Source organism: Streptococcus orisratti DSM 15617, assembly GCF_000380105.1.
In the GTDB taxonomy this organism is placed as follows: domain Bacteria; phylum Bacillota; class Bacilli; order Lactobacillales; family Streptococcaceae; genus Streptococcus; species Streptococcus orisratti.
In genome coordinates, this window is the sequence record NZ_KB904448.1 from 1 (window position 1) to 22,130 (window position 22,130).

The 22,130-nt window shown below is 35.3% G+C and carries 23 protein-coding genes and 2 pseudogenes; 6 read left to right on the forward strand and 19 right to left on the reverse strand.

Translation table 11 applies throughout. From position 1 onward, the window contains the following. Positions 1-163: pseudogene (locus A3I7_RS13900) on the forward strand (IS4 family transposase); the annotation flags it as partial. A gap of 125 nt (positions 164-288) precedes the next feature. Here the strand turns inward: A3I7_RS13900 and A3I7_RS12250 are convergent. From A3I7_RS12250 to A3I7_RS0100035, 5 genes and pseudogenes are all read right to left on the reverse strand, one after another. Further along, a pseudogene (locus tag A3I7_RS12250) lies at positions 289-1,305 on the reverse strand (recombinase family protein); the annotation flags it as partial. Positions 1,306-1,693: 388 nt separating this feature from the next. Next, positions 1,694-1,858 carry a hypothetical protein gene (locus tag A3I7_RS13905; RefSeq protein ID WP_018374737.1) on the reverse strand — a complete coding sequence of 55 codons (165 nt, stop codon included), beginning with the start codon at positions 1,856-1,858 and terminating at the stop codon, positions 1,694-1,696. After that, positions 1,855-3,798 carry a DnaB-like helicase C-terminal domain-containing protein gene (locus tag A3I7_RS0100025; protein ID WP_018374738.1) on the reverse strand — a complete coding sequence of 648 codons (1,944 nt, stop codon included), beginning with the start codon at positions 3,796-3,798 and terminating at the stop codon, positions 1,855-1,857. Before A3I7_RS0100025 ends, A3I7_RS13905 begins: the two co-directional genes overlap by 4 nt. Before the next feature lie 253 nt (positions 3,799-4,051). Beyond that, the gene (locus A3I7_RS0100030; RefSeq protein WP_169333800.1) at positions 4,052-5,074 is read right to left on the reverse strand and encodes a RepB family plasmid replication initiator protein; all 1,023 of its coding nucleotides are present in this window, start codon (positions 5,072-5,074) and stop codon (positions 4,052-4,054) included. A 161-nt stretch (positions 5,075-5,235) separates the two neighbouring features. After that, positions 5,236-6,237 carry a hypothetical protein gene (locus A3I7_RS0100035; RefSeq protein ID WP_018374740.1) on the reverse strand — a complete coding sequence of 334 codons (1,002 nt, stop codon included), beginning with the start codon at positions 6,235-6,237 and terminating at the stop codon, positions 5,236-5,238. Between the two features lie 933 nt (positions 6,238-7,170). On the opposite strand from A3I7_RS0100035, the gene A3I7_RS0100040 reads away from it, so the two are divergent. From A3I7_RS0100040 to A3I7_RS0100055, 4 genes are all read left to right on the forward strand, one after another. Further along, complete coding sequence (locus A3I7_RS0100040; RefSeq protein ID WP_018374741.1) at positions 7,171-7,863, forward strand: XRE family transcriptional regulator; 693 nt, start codon at positions 7,171-7,173, stop codon at positions 7,861-7,863. Positions 7,864-7,998: 135 nt separating this feature from the next. Next, a complete protein-coding gene (locus A3I7_RS0100045; protein ID WP_018374742.1) occupies positions 7,999-9,414 on the forward strand; it encodes a Y-family DNA polymerase in 1,416 nt (471 codons plus the stop codon). Beyond that, complete coding sequence (locus tag A3I7_RS0100050) at positions 9,411-9,782, forward strand: hypothetical protein (protein ID WP_018374743.1); 372 nt, start codon at positions 9,411-9,413, stop codon at positions 9,780-9,782. The genes A3I7_RS0100045 and A3I7_RS0100050 overlap by 4 nt, the downstream gene beginning before the upstream one ends. After that, positions 9,769-10,065, forward strand: a complete 297-nt coding sequence (locus tag A3I7_RS0100055) for a DUF5960 family protein (RefSeq protein WP_018374744.1) — start codon at positions 9,769-9,771, stop codon at positions 10,063-10,065. Before A3I7_RS0100050 ends, A3I7_RS0100055 begins: the two co-directional genes overlap by 14 nt. Positions 10,066-10,170: 105 nt before the next feature. Here the strand turns inward: A3I7_RS0100055 and A3I7_RS0100060 are convergent, their stop codons facing one another. The 3 genes from A3I7_RS0100060 to A3I7_RS0100070 are packed head-to-tail and all read right to left on the reverse strand — an operon-like array spanning position 10,171 to position 11,707. After that, positions 10,171-10,797, reverse strand: a complete 627-nt coding sequence (locus A3I7_RS0100060) for a hypothetical protein (protein WP_156812708.1) — start codon at positions 10,795-10,797, stop codon at positions 10,171-10,173. A gap of 4 nt (positions 10,798-10,801) precedes the next feature. Then, entirely contained in the window at positions 10,802-11,317 is a 516-nt protein-coding gene (locus A3I7_RS0100065; RefSeq protein WP_018374746.1) for a zinc ribbon domain-containing protein, read from the reverse strand. Positions 11,318-11,329: 12 nt separating this feature from the next. After that, the gene (locus tag A3I7_RS0100070; protein WP_018374747.1) at positions 11,330-11,707 is read right to left on the reverse strand and encodes a zinc ribbon domain-containing protein; all 378 of its coding nucleotides are present in this window, start codon (positions 11,705-11,707) and stop codon (positions 11,330-11,332) included. Between the two features lie 159 nt (positions 11,708-11,866). Here A3I7_RS0100070 and A3I7_RS0100075 point away from each other — a divergent pair, with 159 nt between their 5' ends. After that, positions 11,867-12,208 carry a helix-turn-helix domain-containing protein gene (locus A3I7_RS0100075; protein WP_018374748.1) on the forward strand — a complete coding sequence of 114 codons (342 nt, stop codon included), beginning with the start codon at positions 11,867-11,869 and terminating at the stop codon, positions 12,206-12,208. Positions 12,209-12,441: 233 nt separating this feature from the next. On the opposite strand, the gene A3I7_RS0100080 is transcribed toward A3I7_RS0100075, so the two are convergent. The 11 genes from A3I7_RS0100080 to A3I7_RS0100135 all read right to left on the reverse strand — a co-directional run bounded on the left by A3I7_RS0100080 (position 12,442) and on the right by A3I7_RS0100135 (position 22,123). Further along, positions 12,442-12,822, reverse strand: coding sequence for a hypothetical protein (locus A3I7_RS0100080; protein WP_018374749.1), 381 nt, complete (start codon positions 12,820-12,822; stop codon positions 12,442-12,444). A gap of 203 nt (positions 12,823-13,025) precedes the next feature. Further along, positions 13,026-13,424: a hypothetical protein gene (locus A3I7_RS0100085; protein ID WP_018374750.1), complete on the reverse strand. Its 399-nt coding sequence runs from the start codon at positions 13,422-13,424 to the stop codon at positions 13,026-13,028. A gap of 12 nt (positions 13,425-13,436) precedes the next feature. Then, positions 13,437-14,402: a DUF4365 domain-containing protein gene (locus tag A3I7_RS0100090; protein ID WP_018374751.1), complete on the reverse strand. Its 966-nt coding sequence runs from the start codon at positions 14,400-14,402 to the stop codon at positions 13,437-13,439. A 96-nt stretch (positions 14,403-14,498) separates the two neighbouring features. Beyond that, on the reverse strand, positions 14,499-14,795 hold the full coding sequence (locus A3I7_RS0100095) for a 50S ribosomal protein L23 (RefSeq protein WP_018374752.1): 297 nt from the start codon (positions 14,793-14,795) through the stop codon (positions 14,499-14,501). 358 nt (positions 14,796-15,153) lie between these two features. Continuing rightward, complete coding sequence (locus tag A3I7_RS0100105) at positions 15,154-16,890, reverse strand: hypothetical protein (protein WP_018374753.1); 1,737 nt, start codon at positions 16,888-16,890, stop codon at positions 15,154-15,156. A gap of 81 nt (positions 16,891-16,971) precedes the next feature. Next, complete coding sequence (locus tag A3I7_RS0100110) at positions 16,972-18,324, reverse strand: recombinase family protein (protein ID WP_211207755.1); 1,353 nt, start codon at positions 18,322-18,324, stop codon at positions 16,972-16,974. After that, entirely contained in the window at positions 18,227-19,468 is a 1,242-nt protein-coding gene (locus A3I7_RS0100115; protein ID WP_018374755.1) for a recombinase family protein, read from the reverse strand. Before A3I7_RS0100115 ends, A3I7_RS0100110 begins: the two co-directional genes overlap by 98 nt. Positions 19,469-19,693: 225 nt before the next feature. Then, on the reverse strand, positions 19,694-21,163 hold the full coding sequence (locus A3I7_RS0100120) for an N-acetylmuramoyl-L-alanine amidase (protein WP_018374756.1): 1,470 nt from the start codon (positions 21,161-21,163) through the stop codon (positions 19,694-19,696). 6 nt (positions 21,164-21,169) lie between these two features. Then, positions 21,170-21,565 carry a phage holin family protein gene (locus A3I7_RS0100125; RefSeq protein WP_018374757.1) on the reverse strand — a complete coding sequence of 132 codons (396 nt, stop codon included), beginning with the start codon at positions 21,563-21,565 and terminating at the stop codon, positions 21,170-21,172. Then, positions 21,543-21,911, reverse strand: a complete 369-nt coding sequence (locus A3I7_RS0100130) for a hypothetical protein (RefSeq protein ID WP_018374758.1) — start codon at positions 21,909-21,911, stop codon at positions 21,543-21,545. Before A3I7_RS0100130 ends, A3I7_RS0100125 begins: the two co-directional genes overlap by 23 nt. A gap of 5 nt (positions 21,912-21,916) precedes the next feature. Further along, positions 21,917-22,123, reverse strand: coding sequence for a hypothetical protein (locus A3I7_RS0100135; RefSeq protein WP_018374759.1), 207 nt, complete (start codon positions 22,121-22,123; stop codon positions 21,917-21,919). Between the last annotated feature and the right edge of the window lie 7 nt (positions 22,124-22,130).

Below are 22,130 nucleotides of genomic sequence, written 5' to 3' on the forward strand. Positions count from 1 at the left end.
AGACGCTGTTTATGCCTGTCGAAAATTTCTTAGAGACAAACTCACTTCCTTCCAATTAGAAACCTACATTGCCAAGCACCTATCTATTATTCGACCCAATCGAACATTCCGAAGAAAAATACGAAGCCAGCTACCTGTAAGTTTCACTTATAGAGTAACATAATAGTTGAAAAATAGGGTTAAAAAACCTCCTTTTTGTGCGCCCTAAATACAAAAACTATTCCCGTTTTGTCATGAACTGCTCAGACGGGAATAGTTTCTTTAATTGGTCAAATGCTTAACTTAATGACATTGGTAATATTCCCCATCTTTATTTTTATTTTTCTTTTTAGAGATGTTCCCATACAGACCTGCACCACATTTAGGACATCTTAAAATACCAGATAATAAGTAAACATGTTCCTTCTTGGGTCTATTTACTTTTTCATATTTTTTACTCTGTGCTTTAAGCTTGTTTTGAGTCTTTTCCCAAAGTTCATCATCAATGAGTGCTTCATGTTGTCCGTCAGCCAAGATATAGCTGTCTGATTTTGTAATTCTGGCTTTTTGGGTCTTAGAGTCTACTATTGTATGACGTCTTCCAAAAGCAATTTTTCCATTATATACCGGATTTTTAAGAATGTTGCGAATCACGTTAGCTGAATAGTAAGGACTCTTACCATTTTGACGAATAGGTTTTGTTATTCCTAAATTAACAAGATATTGAGCTAATTTATTCGAACCCATATCTGTATTAGCATACAGATCAAATATCAGTCTTATAGACTCTGCTTCTTCCTCATTAATTTGTAAAACACCATCTGAAATAGAATAGCCCATCGGCGCAAAGCCACCATTCCATTTGCCTTCACGTGCTTTCTGCTTTCGTCCAGCCATTGTTTGTACAAGAATATTTTCTCGCTCCATTTCTGCTACTGCTGACAAAATTGTGATGACTAACTTCCCCGCATCTTTTGAACTATCCAGCCCATCATCTACACAAATCAGATTAACATTATGAGCTTCCATAATTTCAAGAGATTTGAGTGTGTCGGCAGAATTTCGTCCAAAGCGAGATAGTTTAAAAACTAGAACGTAGTCCACATTATCCTTTTCAGATTCAATGTCATCTAACATCGCCATAAATTGCCCACGACCAATTATGGATTTTCCTGACTTACCAGCATCCTCATAGGTGTTGACAATTTCTATATCATAGGCCTTAGCATATTGTCTAATTCTCTCTTCTTGAGCGCCAAGCGAATATCCATCTACTTGCATACCTGTAGATACTCGTGTGTAAACATATGCTGTTTTCTTTACCAAGTTTTTTCTCCTTCAAAAAAGTTTGGACAGTTAAACACGTTTTCTTAAGTAATTATATATTTTTCATATATAATACACAAGTATCCATCATTCATCATCATTCTCCTTCTCTATTTTTTCTTCAACTTTTTTACCATATTTTTCTAGCATCTCTTCGACAAATCTTGCTAAGTCATCCATACAAGACCTCCCGAACAACCCGAGACCAACTGTATTGAATTTATTTTTTTAATTTCAAATTGTAATAAAATCATTCGTTGGCCTCCTTTCATTTTTCTACTAGAAATCAAAAGTAACTTTTTAAATAATTATTTCAGAAAATTTTCATGCTTTTGATAACACTCTCTCTACATACTCTAAATCCAATATCTTCTTCTAGATTATTTCTCTACTCTTCATTCAAATTATGAAAAGTCAAAACTACATCTTCGTCTACAACTATTGCTGCAACATTGTGCAGTCGCCAAATACCAGTAACTTCCTCTGCAGTAGAATAACCATTCTTCTCTTTGTAACTAATATTACAAATAGATAATTTAGTCAGAATTTTCATGATTCTTTCTTCTCATCAAAATAGTTAAACATTGCATAGAAATCAAAACCTATCTTCGTGCCAGCCCTTCCATTTCGATTTTTTAAGATAACAAGTTCAATTTCTCGCGGATTTCTTGACTTTGCATCGTTTACATCAAAACCAATCTCTCCTACACCTTTAAATTGAAGTCCAATAAGTACATCACTTGAATATTCAATCGCACCACTTTCTTTAAACGATTGCATACTGGCTATATTGTTGTAGCTATCTCGATTAAAACTTGAAATAGCAATGACTGGTGTCTTAAAATCACGACTTATCCGTTTAAGTTCTATAACTGCCTTGTCTGTATTTTGCTTATCTGTTGCACGTTCATTGAATGGTGCAAGAATCTGTAAATAATCAATAACAACGACAGGTGTATTATCTGTAAATTTCTGATGGTTACTCACTATAGTCCTTACTTTATCAACATCAATATCGCCAATTCCCTCAACGATATAAATATGATTTGCATACTGACTATAGCTCTTAACTGCATTTTGGATTAATTTGATTTCTTCTGAGTTGTAATTTTCATACCGACTACCTGTCGTAATGCCTCGAACTGTTTTTGCATTACGTATATCACCATCATTTGTCATAACTTCTTTTACTGTATTACGACTGATGCTCTTAGCCATAATCTCCTTTCGAGCCATCTCTAGACTAATAATCAAAACATCATATCCTTGCTCAGCAATCTGATCTGCTATCTGAGTAACTATTGTAGTTTTGCCAAGCGATGAGATCGCACCAACTATATACAATCCATCATATAGACCACCGTCCAATAGTTTGTCAAGACCTTTAAAATTAGTTGGAATGAAAAGAGCATTATCACCATCAGCGATTTCATCCACAAAATTTTGAAGATGCCTATTAGTTGATAGATTTAAGTGGCATTCTTTTTCATCTTGTGGAATGTTAGAGGCTTCAGCAACAAGTTTAGAAAAAGTCTGACGATCTGTAACAAGCATCTCATTTGGATCCTTAATATCTCCTACCGTAAGCTTGGCAATTTTATAAGGAATTCCTTTTACTTTTAGCTGATGCGCCAGTTTCTCCTGCATCTCTCGTCCAGCACTATCATTATCTAGTGAAAGAATCAATGGGTGTTGAAGTTTCGTGCCTTCTAATGTTTTAAGTAACTTCTGAATATTACTAGTACCTCCTAATCCAACCGCTACTCCGCCAACTTCCATGATGCTCAAAGCATCAATTTCACCTTCCACAATAAAAATTGGTTTTTCAAAAATTTTTTTCAGTGCATTTCCATTGAAAATATTAACTTTTCCAACTTTTGATTTTGCATAGTTTTGCTGACATTCTGGAATCTCATCTCTAGTATCCCGAGCAAAATAACTATCTCTAGCGGTTGGAATGATGAGTCTGGGACTTCCAGTTATATTTTCAGAAGCATTTGGATGTTTCCAATTTTTGACATATCCAATCATAAAACGATTTAAAGTCTCGTCACTCAAACCACGTTTATGTGCGTAATCTGTCTCATTAATGTGTGCATGAGCCTCTTTATAGAAGTCAATGAAATCTTGACCTTCTTTTTCTGATATTGTTTTATACTTCTTATTTAAATCGTTGTGATGGTTAGTAAAGTCATATTGAGAATAATTTCCGAGTGGAATATTAAATATTTCACTTGCTCGGTTCAACTGATCAGAAAAATTATCAATCCCTTCGACAAATCCAATAAGATCAAATATATCTCCACCACGCCCACATGAGAAACATTTCCATCTCAATCCGTCCTTATCGATTGAAAGTGCCCCAGTTTTATTCCTTCCAGTGCCACTGCCACATAGTGGGCAAATGTATCCTTTTCGATTCCCTTTTATACTATGCTCAGTCAATCCCTTAACATAGTTAGTTAACTGATTTTTAATTTGATTTAGCGGCATACAGTCCCCTTTTCTAAAAGAATTCCTATAAAGAGAAAACCGGCTTTTTCTTTACGGGGATAGTTTAGCATTTCAGCCAAATTTCAATTTGGACTGAAAATGAAGTTGCTAGTATTACTAGTATTGAAATTATGACGCTTTATAACCCTTGATATATCAAGCTGAAAAAATTTTTATACTAATCGAACATCCCCCTTTCCCAAAAGCAACATCCCCCTATTCCTAATCAAACTTCCCCTTAGTCTATACTCTACTAGTCAATACCTTTCACTGAGAACTTTACATATAGCTCGCTGAAAATATAATAATTGATATCTGCTAACTGCTCATTGGAAATAGAAGTCCCTTTTGAATTACAGAATTCCCAGTATTCTAGAAGTTCAATTCCTACTTTCTTACTCTTACAATTAACTTGACCAACCAATTTATCTAATGCATCAGTCAGTGGTTCTTCAATTCGTTTACTCCAAGAACCATTGTTCTTCCGTACATCATCAATTGACGGAATCTCAGGGGCAACGTTAAGTAAACTCTTGACAGAAATGATATGGCTTGTTCTTTTTTTCCGGTTATTTTTAATACTTTGATGTAATGCTAATTTTCTACCTATTGAATATGCATTAGATCCACGCTCATCAAGAGAAAATAGCAAAAGTGGAAATTGCATGATATAGCTAGTATTTAGAAATTCAGCAAACTTATCACTAAATATGACTGTATAAACACCATTGTCTACAGAATAGTCCTGAGAAATAGGCATCTTGCTAAAATATCTCACTTCTGCATTTCTTTTTTCATATGTTTCAATCGAATAACTATTTATTGTCACTAATGCCTCTTTCAAGATACGTCTTACATCTTTCTTAGTTGATGTGCTACTTGGATGGGTTTTCCCTAAAATGGCGGCATACTCTTCCAGCGTGAAAGTCACGTTAGCATTTATTTTTGAATTTTTTTCTTTATAGGAGTTTTTTTCAGAAAAACGCATAGCTAAAAAGTCTAATAATTTTTTCGTTCGTAATTTAATCCATTTGTTTTGTTCATAATGACCGATAAACAGAACAGCTGGGTGATTCTCATCCGCTGACATCAATTCAAATCTAGCTTCATTTCCTAGTAATTTATTAATTTCATTCGGCTCTTGATTACGCTTGATACTAAACAATTGATTAAGTGTAGGTGTATTCAAAATACCTACAATTTGAGGATGGTCCTGTTCAGTTTGTAATGTTAATTTAGTCTCTAGTTTGCATATTTCTTTTTGAGTCTCTTTCAATATTAAGGCCTGCCTTTTGGTTTGTTTTTGAGCCTTAAATAAAATTTTGATAACAAAAAAAGAGTCATCGACATATTGCCAATGACTCACTCTAAAGTTAGTTTTATTTAATTCTCGCCTATAAGTATGCCTTAAAAAGAATTTTAAAAAGATACGCTATTTCAACTCCAAAGTTTATATGCATATGACTTCTGAAACTCATCTGCCCGGGAATGTCCTAAAGCACGCGATACCACTTTGCATGCTTTACGATCCAACCAAATACCACTAAGCTCCTTTCGTAACTTTACCACCTCTCCTTGATTAGCAATCTTTCTAGGATCACGTGCAATTTTTCGATACAATCGACATGCATAATCTGCACGATATTTGTGTGGCTTCAGGGCAGATGGTACGTTAAAAACTCGTTTTTTACCTGCAAGTTGGAATATTTCAACAATTTCTTGTAATTCATTTTCGTTGCGTGTTAAAATCGGAGTCCACCTATCACGATGTCCTTTCGACTTATGTTTTTTACCAAGGATATGTAGATAGTATTGACCATCATCTCTCTGTACTAATGCATCACCAGTAATTGATAATAATTCACGTTTTCTCAACCCTGTTGCTGAAACAATCTTATACCAGTAAGCATTACTTTCTTTTGATAACCTTAAATCAGTATCTTTATTTCTATTATTAGTCTTATTTGCTCGATATCGAGGTTTGGTAGGTACAAAATTAGTAGATGACACACCAAGTACCTTCGATAGTGCAGCCTTATAAGTTGCTTGAGTAGCAGCTGATAATCCACTTTTCATACAATGACAAAGATATTGATTGACTAGGATTATATAATCTTCAAGTTTATCTAAACTTTCAATTGCTCCCATTTCTTCCTCAGATATTATTCCTGCTACAAATAAGCTAAACCGATCCCATGATCCAGCATAATTATGAAGTGTGCGGTCAGTGTGAATCAACTGGATATCTTCACCTGTTTTCTTAGTTTGGTGTCTTTTCTTACCTTTTCCTTCTTTATAACGCTGGGTCAAATTTTTCAACCCGAGTGCTCTGATGTACTCGTAGCGTCCCCACTTTGTAGCAAATGCACTTTTTTGTCTCTTAATAGCCAGCTGTTTAGCCTTTCGACGTTCGGAGCGGCTTCGTCTCTTTCTGGACATCTATTTCACCTACCTTACTTAATAATCTTAACTCAACAATTCTGTTAAAGAATCTTTTGTGGCGTAGCACCTTTATCCGCAAAAATTGTATCTTCCCTTGTGCAGGGTGCTGCTTAATTTTTAACGGCTAAGCAGATAACCATGCTCTTTGGTAATAGTTGTGAGAGCTACAACTTGCTCAAATATACTTGAGTAATATTTGCCGAAAAAGCGTATTAACTTCTCCCGCATTTTTTCTTTTTGTGTGATAGACTTGTGCTTGAACTTCGCAATCGAATCAATAGTATTTCAGCTGAAATTCTTATTTATCATTTTTCATTTTCTTGTTTATTTTCTTTGTTCTTAGCCTATTTTTGTTTACCTATAATACTTTTGATTTCTGATATTGAATCTTATAATAAATTTTCTATTTTATTTTTAATCAATGAAGTATATCTATCCTTAGTTTTAAAATTACCCATTAGGATTACGCTTTTTTTACCTAGTTATTTTTACTATTTTTCTTTTACCTTTTTTCAACTAAAACTGGTTCTAGATTTTCGACCTCAAGTCTCTCTTAATTCTCATTGAGAGTTACCTCTCTTTAATCGGTCTCTACTACATCAATTATCCATACTTATTATGCCACTTTTTATAATTTTAAAAAAATGGACATTTAAAAATATTTAGAACGATACTGTTAATCCTTAGGAACTATAATTACGTGTTTAGCGTGATTAAAATCTACGCTAAACACGTATAACAATAAATATAATAATCTTCACTATTTATAGGACTATTGACTTATTGTAGATTAATTCTGAAAATCATAAATAAGTAATATCATATTCCTCATCTACTGACGATTATATTATGTTTATATCTTGTATAAATCCAAAAGATATTTTATAATATTTGTTAGTTTATAAAACAACAGATGATTCAGGAGGTTCTATGTTTTCGGGAAATCGTTTAAAAGAGAGGCGGATGCTTTTAGGTTATTCACAATCTGCTGTGGCAGATAAACTTCATATCAACCGTTCCTCCTATTTTAATTGGGAAAACGGAAAGACTAAGCCAAATCAAAAGAATCTCCAACAACTAGCCACCATCTTAAAAGTTCCAGAAACTTACTTTGAATCTGAATACAAGATTGTTAGTACTTACCTCCAGCTCTCTTCGGATAATCAAAAAAAGGTTGATGGCTATGCTGAAGAATTGCTTCAAAAACAACAATCACATGGTGACATTGTTCCACTGTTTTCTGTGGAGGTCCTATCTGATGTGGCTCTTTCTGCTGGTCTTGGTGAGTCTCTCTTTGATGAATATGAGACAGAAACCGTTTATTCAGACGAAGAACAATATAACTACGATATTGCTGCTTGGATTAAAGGAGACTCCATGGAACCTGTATACTTAGATGGTGAAGTTGCTCTTATTCGTGCCAGTAGTTTTGATTACGACGGGGCTGTCTATGCACTGTCATGGAATGAGTCCGTCTATATCAAGAAACTCTATCGAGAAGAAAATGGGTTTCGGATGGTATCTCTAAATGATGATTATCCTGATCGATTTATCCCCTATGAGGATCAGCCACGTATTGTTGGATTAGTCGTCAGTCACTTCATGCCCACTATAAGAAGCTGATTGTGATACCACCTGCTAAAACTATCATTTGTAGTAAAGAGCATATTTACATTGCACCACAACATATTGAATATGAGATAACAGATCATATCGATGAACTGGAAAGTTAGAAGGAGATAAGGAGGAACTAAAACCATGGGCTATATTGATTATTCCAAAGAACCTCAATCTGATATAGCTTTCGTTGATATGAAGTCTTTCTATGCCAGTGTAGAATGTGTTGACCGTGGATTAAATCCCTTGCACACTTCTCTGTGCGTTATGAGTAGAGCTGAAAACGCTGCGGGGTTAATTTTAGCATCGTCTCCCATGTTTAAAAAAGTCTTTGGAAAAAACAATGTCGGACGTGCTTACGATTTACCCTTTGATATTCAGACGAGAAGGTTCAATTACTATAATGCTAAACGCCAAGGACTTGACATCTCACCCAGGTATATCTCTTATATTGAAAGCTGGGCTAAAAGAACACTGATTGTCCCTCCCCGGATGGATCGCTATATTGAGAAAAACATCGAAATTCAGCATATCTTTCAAGACTATGCTGCACCTGATGACATTCTTCCCTACTCTATTGATGAGGGCTTTATTGATCTAACCTCTTCTCTCAACTACTTCATCAGAGATAACTCATTGAATCGAAAGCAGAAACTGGATGTACTATCTTCCAAATTACAACATGATATCTGGGAAAAAACAGGGATCTATTCAACTGTTGGTATGAGCAATGCTAACCCACTACTAGCTAAATTAGCTCTTGATAATGAAGCGAAAAAGACACCGACCATGCGAGCCAATTGGTCTTATGAAGATGTCGAATCAAAACTTTGGTCTCTTCCACACCTAACTGACTTCTGGGGTATTGGCAGACGTACAGAGAAACGACTCCATAAATTGGGCATCACCTCTATCAAAGAACTGGCTAATGCTAATCCAGATACACTTCAAAAAGAATTTGGAAAAGTCGGCGTTAAATTGTGGTTCCATGCCAACGGTGTAGATGAGAGTAATGTTCACAAGCCTTACAAACCCAAGTCTCACGGTCTAGGTAATTCTCAGGTTTTACCTCGTGACTATCACTCAAAACGAGAGATTGAGACCGTCTTATCGGAAATGGCAGAACAGGTAGCGAATCGATTAAGAGCGGCTCACAAAAAGGCCACGGTAGTATCTATCCAAGTCGGTTACTCAAAAATAGAGAGGAAGCGACCTATTATGGCGCAAAAGAAAATTGAGCCTGCCAATCTAACAAAAACAATGGTGAATCATGTACTGGAGTTATTCCGCAGTAAATATAACTCTGGGGCCGTGAGAAATATCGGCGTATTCTACAGTGGCTTTGTCGATGAAAGCATTGGACTCCTATCACTTTTCGATGATGTTGAAACGATAGAAAAGGAAGAAAGACTCCAAGCAGCCATTGATACTGTTAGGGAACAATTTGGTTTTTTGGCTATACAAAAAGGAACCGTCCTTACAGAAGGTTCCAGAAATATTGAAAGAAGTAAACTCATCGGCGGACACTCCGCTGGAGGATTAGAGGGACTAAAATGATAGATCGTTCTTATTTACCTTTTCAATCAGCAAGGGAATATCAAGATGTTGGGATGCAAAAATGGATGGGATTTTTCTTGTCAGAGCACACTGCTGCTCTTTCTGATGATGCGAGTAGAAGGACTTATCAGTCTGAATTAACTATGGAAATGAAACATCTGCTGCTAGGTCAGTTGTATGTCAATCAACTGACCGCACGAATCACAGTAAAAGAAAAGAACAATTTAAACTATGTCATTGGTAACGTCCTAACGCTCACAAGTGACCATGTTTTAGTGAAATCGACTGATGGGCATATCACTATCGCGCTTGAAGATATGCTTGCTATTGAACTTTTGGAGGAGGCGCCCCTGCATGAATCGGCTTGACTTTCATCGTAATGAGTTACAAATGGACTATTTTAGCGATAGCTATCGTCGCTTTGAGACGGATTTCTATCGTTACTCTGCCTTAGACATTCCCTTAACATTCTTAACAGATGACATTCTCTTAACCATGTCCAAATCCCAACATAACTACTTCAAGCTCAATAAAGAGAATGCTAAGGATAATAGGGACCACTACTTCATCTTTGATATTAAACCTGTAGAGGAAGAAAAGCTAATTCGGAAGTTTGTCTATTTAAAAACAAGTCTTCAGCTCTTCTCTTGAAATACCTAACAGCAATTTAGGCTACTAATAAGAAATGGGCTAGTTCGCTTCGTACTAGCCCATTTTCGCATTATTTAAACAATTAATTGAATGAAAATATTATAATTACGACTGTTTTCGATTAAAGAAGTAATAGCCGCATCCGCCCCCTAAAATTAGGAGAACGAGTAAAGAGAAAATGGTTTTAGAGTGTCCTCTAGATTGTTGCACCTGTGCTTGGCTAAAGCCTTGCATAGCAATTGATTCTTGATAGTGCTGTTCCATCTTTTCACGTGAAATTTCACCTTTTAGCATACTGCCATCTGTACGCTGAAAATCTACCATTCCATAGAAATCCGAAAGATAATCCTTGCTTCCCTCCATAGCAACAAAACGTGGGGTTTTATCAACATTTCCTTTAACTTCTGGATTTACCACAACCTCTTTTGTCATCAGAGTTCCTTTTACTTTAGTAAGAGAGCGTGGAGAAAGTCCATCTATAGAGGCTTCAATTTTATAATTTCCAACGGGGACATTAGCTTTTTGAACCCAATGATTTTCTTCATTAATTTTAAAGGTTTTTGCAACATCACCAGTATCCGCATTGATAAGGTCAATAGTCATCTCAAGATCATAATTATCTTGAACAATCCCTTGAACTACAACTGGTCCTTTGTTTGAATCAAATAGAAATACTTTTACTAAAAATACCAACCCTAATAGTAGGGCACTTATTACCAATATCTTCTTCATTATTTTAAACCTTACTACCACACTCAACACAGAATAGAGCACCATCAGCTAACGTTGCCCCACAATTGGTACAGAATGCTTGATTTACTTCTTCAGCTACTTCGATGCTTTCAAAAGTATCAATTGCAGATGAGGTCATTTCTTGATTAGAAACTTGTACTACTTCTTCTGATTGATTCAGCTTTTGTCCACAATGAGGACAAAAAGATAACCCTTTCTCAATAAATTTACCACAGGAAGCACACTGGTCAGTTTTTAATGAATTTTCAACTGTATAAGATTGAATCGTCTCATCACAAAGTTTAATTTGCGAAACTAGCTCTTGAAATTCAATATCAATATCATCTCGATATTTCTCATAATATACGGAACCTAGTGACTTGAGTAAATCATCCCGTTTCCGTTTTTCTTTTAGAACTATATTTTGAATTTTTACATTCTGAGTCAATGCTTGAGTTTTCTGACTAGCTATCGTTTTAGCATCAGTAAGTTTTGATGTAAGTTCGTCTAAAAATGACATTCTAACCCTCCACTAGAGACTATTATAACTATTTACCATGCCTAAAAACACTGCAAAGGTCAGAACCAAAGCAATAATCAATATCATTGTATGTAATGAACGATTTGTAGTATGTTTTCTTCCCATTAATGCTGCAATCACAGAGAATAACCCAGAAATAACTCCGATACCAGGTTTTATTGCCCATAATAATAGTGTTAAAGCAATCAGAGCAGCTGACAAATAAGTGTAAAAATCAGGAGATTGACCTAGTTTGTTAGTAGGCTGCACATTGTTATTCATTACTGGCTGACTATTATTTGTAGTATTGGCTTTTTGAAGTGTGTTCCCACATGACATACAAAATTTACTATTCGCATTATTTTTAGCACCGCATTTTGAGCAAAACATTATCTTTACCTCACCCTTATGTTATTTTAAGTATACTTTATGTAATATACTATAGATATTATACCATAAACTATCCTTTTAAGGATAGTTATTTAAACCTTTTAGTATCTGTAAACTGTTCCAAAAAATCTATATCCTTAAATACAGGGAGGGCAGATTATGACTCTGGATCAATTTGTCGCTAAAAGGATTCAAACCTTAAGAAAAGAATTTGGATTAACACAAGAACAATTGGCTGAAGCAGCCCAGTTAGATATCTCCTCAATTGCAAAAATTGAACGTGGAGAACGCTCTAATATAACAGTGAATACGTTAGAAAAAATTATAGATGGGTTTGGACTGTCTATGCAAAGCTTCTTCGATGGCTACAAAGACGAAATCAATGGAGCTAACGATCCATCAGTTGAAAGATTTCAGAAATATATGATGACAATTAGCCCTGAAAAGCGTAAAAAATATTTAGAAGCATTTGAAGAGATTGTTTCTATCGATACTTTATAACAACTTGAACATTACTAATATTTTTTCTAACTGCATTTGAATATAAATAAGAACACAAAAATTATTTAACCTGAAAATGGGTATAAATAATTTTTGTGTTTTTGATTAACAGAAAGTGTGCTCGAAATTGTGATAAAAAATATTAAATAATCCAAGAAAAAATTTTTTAAAGATTTTATCTATGAATGATGTCGTAGTATTCTAAATAATTAAGAAAGTAAAGAATCATGATTTTAGATATCTTGCCTTGCATGAACTATAAAACTGTTACGACTCGTTGACTTTAAATTAGACAAAATATCTACGAGTTGCTCAAAACCTATGCTTAATGCAAGATTCAAATATGAATTCAAAAAATCTTGAAGTTCTTCTGGTGTTAACCCTGAAGCGGGATACACTGTAGCTTTATGCTCATCACCATCATAAGTGTATATAATAATCGTACCATTTTTCTTCAACTGAATTTCAACAGTCCAATTCTTCATGATTAAATAGAAATATCTGACAGTTTTACTACATTCACTCGTAATCTTTCCTTCAAATTTTGAAAAAGATTGTAGAAGAACAGCAAAAACGATATTACTTCTCAAATCTAAACCATTTTTTGTCAGCATAATTTTTCTCCTCTTTATATTTAATACTCTTTGAAAATCAAAATTATACTTTATTGACTTCAGCTTACCTTAAGACAATAAACTTTCCGCTTTGTCACCTCGTCTATTTTTATTTTCGTTGAGTATAATATTATTATGCCACATTTATTAAATTAAAAAATCTCTCTATAAAGAGAGAGAATAAAATATTTTATAACAATATTTCACATACATCCACCCATAGTAAGGATAATTTGTGTATGTTTAAAGCCTGAATTTTTACTACTACATTCCATGACAATGTAGTAATCATCATCTCCTTCTGCTTTTACGACAATCCCTATTGAATATGGAGTTTTCCAAAGAGGTTCAACTCCATAGAACTTTGCTACAAACTCATTTGTTGGATTTGGTGTTTCCGTACTAAAACCATTCTCGAATAGCCAAGCATGCCAATTTTTAAACGCTGGAGGAAAGCCTAACATATGGACTGCTTGCATTGTTGCTATCGCAAATTCCATTTCATCATCTAAATTAATAACATACTTCTCAGTAGGATTTAGTCTATATCCATCTATAGTTTTTTCTGATTTCATATCACTATTAAGTTTAAGCTTTTTCATGATAATGCTCCTTTATTTATCTTTTGATTCTGGTCTTGCTTTTGCATACGGGCGATTTTGTGATACAAACTGCTCTACTTCTAAGAATGCTCTGCCTAGTTCATTTAAACTGAGAACTAACATAAATTCTGCAACTTCACCAACATGGTCAATGTACCGCATTGGATCTAATTTCTGGCGAAATTCCTCAAATGTATCCCCAACAACTAACCACTTTTCAATTTCTTGATCATAGTAACAATGATATTGCTTCCATAGTTTCTCATCCTCTTCCTCAACAAAGTCTTCATCGGAAGAAAAATTAGCCCATGGAAATAACTTAGGGAACACCTCCGTGTAAGGAGTATATGGAAACCAATATGGATACGAGTATTCCTTTACTTTTTCTCCATCGTTGACAATTAATTTTGTTTCACCTCTACCGCTTGATTTATTAACCCACTCTTTTGAATGGAGTTTAACTTCACCACCATTTTGGATAATTTCCATAAATCTTTTCTGAGATAATAAAAAGTTATAGTTCTGTATATGTTGCGGTAAATTTGAATAAGAAAGGAGTTTCTTATTAGATGATTCATCCAAAAAAATTTGATTTAGAGGGACTTCTACATAAAATCCTTTACCAGTTCCATCTTTGGTGCGTTTAATTGTATCCGTAGTTAATTCTTGCCATATGCACATATTGTCATCTGTATTATATAGAACAATTATGCAAGGTAGAGAATTCATAGTCCAATAATTATACTGCCTCTCATTAATATTTCTAAAGATGATACAGTCATCTTTTTTCTCCTTAAACCAACTTGGACCAGACTTAATTTGTAAAGCAAGAAGTTGTCTTGGTTTATCATCCTCAATAAATTCCATATGGGCATCTATTCCTATATCATCAATAGGCTGCTCTCTAAAAATCCATTTGTTACGTGCAGCAATTTTACCGCAATGAAATACACCTTCCCGTTCAGTTGAATTACTCATAAAACTACCTCATCTTGAACTATACCCCAAAAGTTAACATCAGACTAACTTTTGGGATACTTTTTATTTGAAATTAACTAAAATAAATAATAACAACTATATCATACCAAACCAAGCTAAGGCATCCTTAATGGCCTCGACTTTTTCAGGAGGACAGTTTGGAACACGTTGCTCACTTTTCAACTTATTTGACTTATTATAATTCTCTCGCTCAACCAAACCAAACTGTCGTTTCACTTGTGCAATATAGAGACTAGAAACTTTAAATCCATATTTTTTTGAAACATAGTCTTTAATTTCTGGATAAGTCGCATCCTTTTTTACTTGGATTTCCTTAAGATCTTCCTCATCAATTTCGATGTTGACATGATGATCTACATCTAGTTTGGACAATAGTGCAACCGTCTCCACATGTGGTGATAGGTCTTACCCATATTATGGAACGAAATGACCAAGGTAAAATTTAAATTACACTATGAAACGTAATCATTACTGCTCTTAAATCTATTGTTATTTAGATAAAAAAATATTATAATGTTCCTGTTGAGTATCGATGTTCTCTTTATCTTATTCGAAAGGAGAATAATTCCATGAAGAATTTAAGTGACCAGGACATCCTTAATATCGTCAAGGACATACAGAATACTACTCGTAGTGTTCGTGACATCATATATGCTGTCAAGGATATCATCCAAATGTTTAAACGATAAGGCTCAACTCTAGACAAAGTCTATACTGACTTTGTCTTTTTTTAATGAACTAGTTTTTCAATTTTCCGACAATATAGGACAATCCCACTTATTTTATTCATTAAAATCTTATGTTCAGCTTTGTAAATATCCAATAATTTCTCAACCAAATCGACTACTTGTAGTTCAGCAATATCTGCAGCAAACAAATTTAAAGATTGCACATTATATAAGTGACTCAATTCCAAATGTTCTCCATTTAACAGTTGATATTTTTGGGAGATATATTTTTTTCTATCAAACACTTTGAGCAAATATGCATTAAGTTGCCACTCCCCATTATGAGAACTTACCATGAACACTAGACCTGGAATTTCAATTGGTAAATCAAACTTTAAAGCTTTATTAAACCAATTCTTGAAATTTATATACACTGAGTCAATGTTAAACTTTTCTTTCACTATTACCTCTTTATCATGTATTCCCAACTCCTTCAGTTGTATACTTGAAAACTCCAACCCGCCTAATATGATAAAGTATAAAAATAGTGTTAACGATCTTATCTCATCGATTTTATTATCCTGTTTATATAGATTATGTTTATGAAAATACCCATTTCGTTGATATCTTGTCCATTGTGAAATTGCATGATTCATACAGCCTCTGACTTTTGCTGATAAAGCTAATTTTGCTTCTTTCGAGGTAATGAATTCATTCAATGACCCTAACGTACTATCAATCATTTCAGCATTGTCTTTAGTATATTGAATCCTTCGGTTTCCGTTTTGTCTGTTTGATCTTATAGAAAATCCCTTATCAATATTAAGTTGAACTATCTTATACATTAATTGTTCTATTGACTTTAGATACCCTGATATTATACCTGTTAATTCTAACTCACCCATCGAATGGCTATAAATATCAAATAACCATTCAGCACTGATGAAACTCTCTGAAAAATCATTTTTGCCAGTCATTGCGAGATACATCTTATTCTCTAAAAACTTCCCTTCAACTTTCAAAAAATCTTCATTTGTAAGGAATCCTGATTTACCATAGTCGAATATTGCTTTATAATCCATAGTTTGTAACATTTCGGACTTTTTTGTTCGAAAAGCTGATAATGTATTTTTACTTGGGATAATTACCGTTTTATAAGTTATTTCACTCATGATTCGTTCATGAAACTCTCTTGCGAAACTGATAAAAGAATTATATTCTGCTTCATCAAAATACTGTAAAAAGAATGATTTTATTGGGAAGACTTTTACTAAACCATTTTGATTTAACTCACTATTCCCATTCACCAAGTTAGCTAAGTCCACAAAATGTATTGCATCACGTAAAATAAATATATGGATTTCATCAACATTATCAGCCTTAGCATGAAGAGATTTTGAAATTTTATCATAATCCGTATTGCTAGCACTTTCATATGAAATATCATAAAGAAAAAATACTTCAACTCGTATGCCATTAGGGCAAAGCAACATGGAGTATGCCTCAGTTCCATCTCCATAATAATGTTCCTCAAAGAAGATTGATTTTCGCTCTAAAATATTTTTGATGATTTTAAAGATATATATTTCAATCCAAGAACGGTACTCTGATTCTTGAGCTTTGAACCTATTAAATTCTACATTTCCAATATCAAATAGATGCTTCGAGGGAAGAAATATTAAATCTTCCTCATCAATAGTTTCATCATAGATAGGGGATTCCCCAATCAAAGATTTTATGTGATAATATAATGCTCCAAAGTGATGCTCGTAAATATCGAAATTCAAATTATTTTCCATGTAATTCACCATCAATTATGATTTATACGGCTATTATACCACTAAAAACGAAAAAAACTGCAACCTTTCAGTCACAGTCACTTACAAGTCTACCTCTGTCCCCTCTAAGAATTTTACACTTATCTGCCCATCTTCTGAAATTGTAATGCTATCCAATACCTGACACATCTCATACGAATCGAATTCCCAGGAAGGCTTGTTTATCATTTCAGCCAACTTCGTACTATAATGCTTTTCTAGCGGACGATTTTCTTCTAGAATCTTATTCCACTTCCCATGCAACAGATCCACGTTCTCACTCAATAGTTCTACAGCCATTACTACGGCTCTCTCTAACGTTTCTTCATCAATATGGTTATTCTGACAGCCAATCTGTCCTTTGACCCTATATCGATTGTTACATTGCCAAACCTTGCGTTTACCTCGACTGGTGGTCCAGTTCTTTCGACCAAAGGCTGAACCACATTCTTTACAGAACACCTTAGTTGTAAAAGGGTTATCGTCATTTTGCATGATATAGGACTTGAGCTGATGCTCCTCTCGGTAGGCTTTCCTCCTTGCCAATTCCAACTGTACTAATTCCCAAGTGTCTTTGTCAATAATAGCTTCATGGCTATTTTCTACATAGTATTGGTTAACTTGACCATCATTGGCAATCCGTTTCTTAGTCAAAAAATCAACTGTAAAAGTCTTTTGTAATAAGGCATCACCCTTATACTTTTCATTTTGAAGCATTTTCTGTATTGCGCTTGGATACCAATTTGCCTTTCCCGTCCAACCAGGTATTTCATTGTCATTCAAATACTTAGCAATGGATTCAGGACTATACCCCTCTAAGAATTTCTCGTATATGTATTTTACAGTTTCAGCTTGCTGAGGGTTAATGATAAGCCTACCATTCTCATCCTTGTCATAACCCATGAACTTTGTGGTATTCACCCGAACTTCCCCACGTTCAAACTTCTTACGAATTCCCCACGTCGCATTCTCTGAGATAGAGCGTGACTCATCCTGTGCTAAGGAAGAAAGGATTGTAAGGAGAACTTCACCTTTGGAATCCAGGCTGTCAATATTCTCTTTCTCAAAAGTCACACCAACACCAAGTTCTTTCAACTCTCGGACGTACTTAATGCAGTCAAGGGTGTTTCTGGCAAAGCGACTGATCGACTTGACCAAAATCCTATCCACCTTACCAGCCTTACAATCTTGTATCAAGCGATTAAAAGCATCACGTTTTTTGGTATTGGTTGCTGAGATGCCCTCATCCGCATAGATGTCAACTAACTCATAATCTTCGTGTTTTGAGATAAACTCTCGGTAATAATTAACTTGGTTTTCATAACTTGATAGCTGTTCTTCTTGGTCTGTGGACACTCGACAATATGCGGCTACCTTGATTTTCTTCCTGTCCTGATGAAGAATACTGGTCTGCACTTTCTTGGCTGGAATAACTGTAATACTTTTCCCCATCTCTATCCCTTTCTATTACTGTTACTGGCGAGGTTACTGTCCAATTTGAGATATCTACTTCTGGCACACGCATCCCCTTACAAGCTGCTTTTCCCTCTTTTATGTATTTGGAACAGCACCAAACAATTTTTTTCTTGTAAGAAACTTGTCTCTTTAAAGTCGAACCACAATGCTGACACTTTAATAACCCCGTAAATTTATAGGTTTTGTTTCTACCTTGTTGCCATCTTCTACTATTTAATTTGTCCTGAACTGCTTGCCAATCTTCTTTTGAAATAATGGCTTCATGATTATCTTCAATCAAGTATTGTTCAAGTTCGCCTTGGTTCAATTTTTTAGGACCATTCACACCATCATGGAAATACTTCTGCAGTAAGACTGAACCTTTGTATTTTTCATTGCTTAACATTTGACGGATCGTGGTATCATGCCATTTAGCACCTGTGACAGTCGCAACTCCCTTTTCATTTAACTGTTTGGCAATGCGATGTGTACCATTTCCTGCAAGGTAAAGTGCAAATATTTCCCTTACTATTAAGGCTTCTTCAGGATTGATAATCAACTCACCGTTTTCGTCAACATCGTATCCTAAGAATCGCTTGGTGTTAATGACCAACTCTCCTCGTTGGAATTTCTTTTGAAATGCCCAACGTTGATTGCCACTCATACTCCTCAACTCGTCCTCAGCAATACTAGCTAATACTGAAAGCATCACTTCCCCTTCACTAGAAAGGGTATGAATGTTTTGTTCCTCAAAGAAAATGTCTACTCCTATTGCCTTCAGTTCACGACTAATTTCAAGAACTGTAACCGTGTTTCTAGCAAATCGAGCAATTGACTTGGTATGAATAATATCAATCATACCTTTACGACAATCTTCAATCATGGCTTGAAAATTTGGACGATTATCCTTAGAACCAGATATACCTCTGTCATGATAAACACCTACAAAATCAATATCGTCTCTATTGGAATACAGGTTTTCAAAATACTGTTTCTGATTTTCTAACGATTCTAACTGACTTCCATTAGTCGTCGAAACTCGAATGTAGGCACAGACCCTCTTCCTATGTTTTTGTCTATTGACTCTAATCTTCTTTACGGACATTTACTCTCCTTCCTATGTAATGGCACACTATATATCACTCTAAAGGGAATATTAGTCAAGTTATCAGACCAACTATTTCGACCTGATAAATTTATGCCACAGTTCATGGAATACAAATATTCCTCCTACCTTACTAGGTAGGTTTTGGAGTAATTTTTCCGCACTTATTGAAAAAAAAAGACAAAAAAAATAAAGCCTGATGTTTCCACCAGGCTTATATCTTAATTATGAAATTCTAAACCAACCTACAACTTTACCGAGTTTAACTGTTCCAGTTGAATCGTAGAGTGAGCCATCCGCCATCCATTGACGTTTTACACGACGAGTGATACCACCGCCACCTATTTCCAATTGGTCATTGATACCGTTCTTATTATGGTCAGAATATCCATCAATATTCTGTTCCACGCCATCAATACTTTTTCCGTCTGAATCCGTCACACAGACACCAATGTGACCATATACCAAACCATCCGTCTGAATGACATAAAAATCACCTGCTTTAGGATTCACACCCCAAGCATCGTAGATTACTTGAAAACCATTCGATTTTGCTTTCTTCAAACAATCAATGGCATTAGTATAGGACATATTCTTATCCGTAAGTTCTTGAACAATCTTATCCACCAAGGCAACACACTGTCCACCATAAGGGTTAGATGGAACAGTCACCTTTTGACCGACCTTGGATAATGCTGACGCAACCACACGACTGGCAACACTGGTTGGAATAGCGGTTGTTGTCCTTGAAGCCGCATTGACCTTTAGAGTTTGTCCACCTCTTAAAATATCCGTCTTCTTCAAGCCATTAATCGCAAGAAGAGCATCAACTGTTAAACCAAACTTCCGAGCGATTCCATAATACGTATCGCCTTTCTGTGCTTGATAGGTCTGCTCACTATGGCCTTTAGTTGTTCCTACTACATCCTGCTCAAGCACCCATGACTTGATTCCATCAAGTAGATAAGCTCTCTTACTGTTGGACTGGTGAACATTCTTCACTTGGATGATTTTGTAGGTTCGCCCCTTGACCCAGTTGGCAATTTTCTGACCAGTCTGATAATGAGTCGCATGAGGCAACACCCTAAGACTATCACCAACAAGATAGATTGGTTTTGAAGGAGTTCCTGAACTCCCAACAGTTGAACTGGGGGGCGAGGGAACTATTGTCTTGACTTCAACTCCTGTTATTGCTGATACAAGACCTTTCGCAATGTCCTCTTTCTTCTTTTCAAAAATCGCCATATCTTGTTCATTATCAATGAAGGCAATTTCCACCAAACGATAGGTGTATCCACGACTTGCTGCTTGGTTGGCATTATAGAGCCAATCTACCTTCTTAATGCCACGATTTTGGAAATAACGTGAAAGAAGAGATAGGATAGCCATATCTTCCTTATCCGCTTCTAAGGAAGATTGAATCAAGACTTCTGTTCCTTTTGCACTACCATTAAAGGCATTGAAGTGCAATTCAGTAATCGAGTCGTATCCCTTACCAATACTAGTAATACTCCGATAATCATAAACATTTTGTTCGGTAATAAAATCAATCTGTTGTCCACTGTACTTAGACATGATCTTGGCTAATTCTCGAACCTTTCCTGCTTCTGTGATGCCTAGTTTGGTATTCACAGCTCCAGGATCATAGCCTGTTCGCCCTTGACCATGACCACAAATGACTAGATGTTTTCCCATATCTTCTCACCTCTCGTTGATTTGTTTTAAGATTGCTTGTAGTTTCTCAGGTATTGGTAGACCAATTCGAACGGTATTTTCTAGAATACTTAACCCCTCATTACTGAGATAAAAGAAAATGACCATGGTTCGAATCGTTCCACCCTGCTTGATGATTGCAGTATCAATTAAATGACCTAGTGAAACTAAAAATAAAATGGCTATCTTTTTAAAGATGCCACGAAAACCAATACTACTCGATAATTGTTTCTCTACAATTGCCGCAAATATTCCTGTAAGATAGTCGATAATGATGAAGACAAGTAAAGCATATAAGATGCCGTCTAACTCCCCAAATAGACTACCAATCAAGCCTCCAATCATGGAAAATAAAATCTTATTAAGAGTTAACAGTTCCTTCATCGGTCACCTCGCTTTCTACTGAACCTTCCTGTACAATGGTAGGGTCTGACCAATCCGGTTGACCGTTCTCATCAAACCGCATCAGATAAAAACATTCATGGAATAAATCAGAAAGGTTCAGAGTTAATGTCGTACTACCCCACTGATTAAAAGCCCAAACTGTTTCTGTTGTAACCAACTGCCGCTTTCCATTTTTAATGGCAGGCCGCCTTACTTCTTCAAGATACATGTAAAAATCCTGCTCTCCTGTCTTACAACGAATGAATTCTCCATTCTTACGCATGTAAGTGAGAGCTGTCTCCAAATCAAATGGTTCTGTTACTTTGTCAATATTGAGAAGTGCCATGAGAACTATTCTCCTTTCCTTTCTTCAGGTTTTGTCTGAACTTCTAATAGCTCAGTCAATTCCTGTTTTTCTTTACGCAATAGGCTAAGTTCCTCATCCTTTTCCACCAATTGGATGGCAATGAGGTTCTTAGCGGTGATTTCATCAGATAGCTTGGTCACAAGTTCCTGAATGGTTAGTTTTAGTGATTGGTTGATTTGTTCTAGATTCATCTGTGAA

Excerpts from the sequence above, each read along its gene's own strand:
- A3I7_RS0100050 (WP_018374743.1), top strand. The coding sequence starts at position 9,411 with ATGATAGATCGTTCTTATTTACCTTTTCAATCAGCAAGGGAATATCAA.
- A3I7_RS0100125 (WP_018374757.1), bottom strand. The coding sequence starts at position 21,565 with ATGAAGGAACTGTTAACTCTTAATAAGATTTTATTTTCCATGATTGGA.
- A3I7_RS0100120 (WP_018374756.1), bottom strand. The coding sequence starts at position 21,163 with ATGGGAAAACATCTAGTCATTTGTGGTCATGGTCAAGGGCGAACAGGC.
- A3I7_RS0100040 (WP_018374741.1), top strand. The coding sequence starts at position 7,171 with ATGTTTTCGGGAAATCGTTTAAAAGAGAGGCGGATGCTTTTAGGTTAT.
- A3I7_RS0100045 (WP_018374742.1), top strand. The coding sequence starts at position 7,999 with ATGGGCTATATTGATTATTCCAAAGAACCTCAATCTGATATAGCTTTC.
- A3I7_RS13905 (WP_018374737.1), bottom strand. The coding sequence starts at position 1,858 with ATGAAAATTCTGACTAAATTATCTATTTGTAATATTAGTTACAAAGAG.
- A3I7_RS0100135 (WP_018374759.1), bottom strand. The coding sequence starts at position 22,123 with ATGAATCTAGAACAAATCAACCAATCACTAAAACTAACCATTCAGGAA.
- A3I7_RS0100130 (WP_018374758.1), bottom strand. The coding sequence starts at position 21,911 with ATGGCACTTCTCAATATTGACAAAGTAACAGAACCATTTGATTTGGAG.
- A3I7_RS0100115 (WP_018374755.1), bottom strand. The coding sequence starts at position 19,468 with ATGTCCGTAAAGAAGATTAGAGTCAATAGACAAAAACATAGGAAGAGG.
- A3I7_RS0100090 (WP_018374751.1), bottom strand. The coding sequence starts at position 14,402 with ATGAGTAATTCAACTGAACGGGAAGGTGTATTTCATTGCGGTAAAATT.
- A3I7_RS0100025 (WP_018374738.1), bottom strand. The coding sequence starts at position 3,798 with ATGCCGCTAAATCAAATTAAAAATCAGTTAACTAACTATGTTAAGGGA.
- A3I7_RS0100070 (WP_018374747.1), bottom strand. The coding sequence starts at position 11,707 with ATGTTTTGCTCAAAATGCGGTGCTAAAAATAATGCGAATAGTAAATTT.
- A3I7_RS0100105 (WP_018374753.1), bottom strand. The coding sequence starts at position 16,890 with ATGGAAAATAATTTGAATTTCGATATTTACGAGCATCACTTTGGAGCA.
- A3I7_RS0100085 (WP_018374750.1), bottom strand. The coding sequence starts at position 13,424 with ATGAAAAAGCTTAAACTTAATAGTGATATGAAATCAGAAAAAACTATA.
- A3I7_RS0100075 (WP_018374748.1), top strand. The coding sequence starts at position 11,867 with ATGACTCTGGATCAATTTGTCGCTAAAAGGATTCAAACCTTAAGAAAA.
- A3I7_RS0100035 (WP_018374740.1), bottom strand. The coding sequence starts at position 6,237 with ATGTCCAGAAAGAGACGAAGCCGCTCCGAACGTCGAAAGGCTAAACAG.
- A3I7_RS0100080 (WP_018374749.1), bottom strand. The coding sequence starts at position 12,822 with ATGCTGACAAAAAATGGTTTAGATTTGAGAAGTAATATCGTTTTTGCT.
- A3I7_RS0100065 (WP_018374746.1), bottom strand. The coding sequence starts at position 11,317 with ATGTCATTTTTAGACGAACTTACATCAAAACTTACTGATGCTAAAACG.
- A3I7_RS0100060 (WP_156812708.1), bottom strand. The coding sequence starts at position 10,797 with ATGAAGAAGATATTGGTAATAAGTGCCCTACTATTAGGGTTGGTATTT.
- A3I7_RS0100055 (WP_018374744.1), top strand. The coding sequence starts at position 9,769 with ATGAATCGGCTTGACTTTCATCGTAATGAGTTACAAATGGACTATTTT.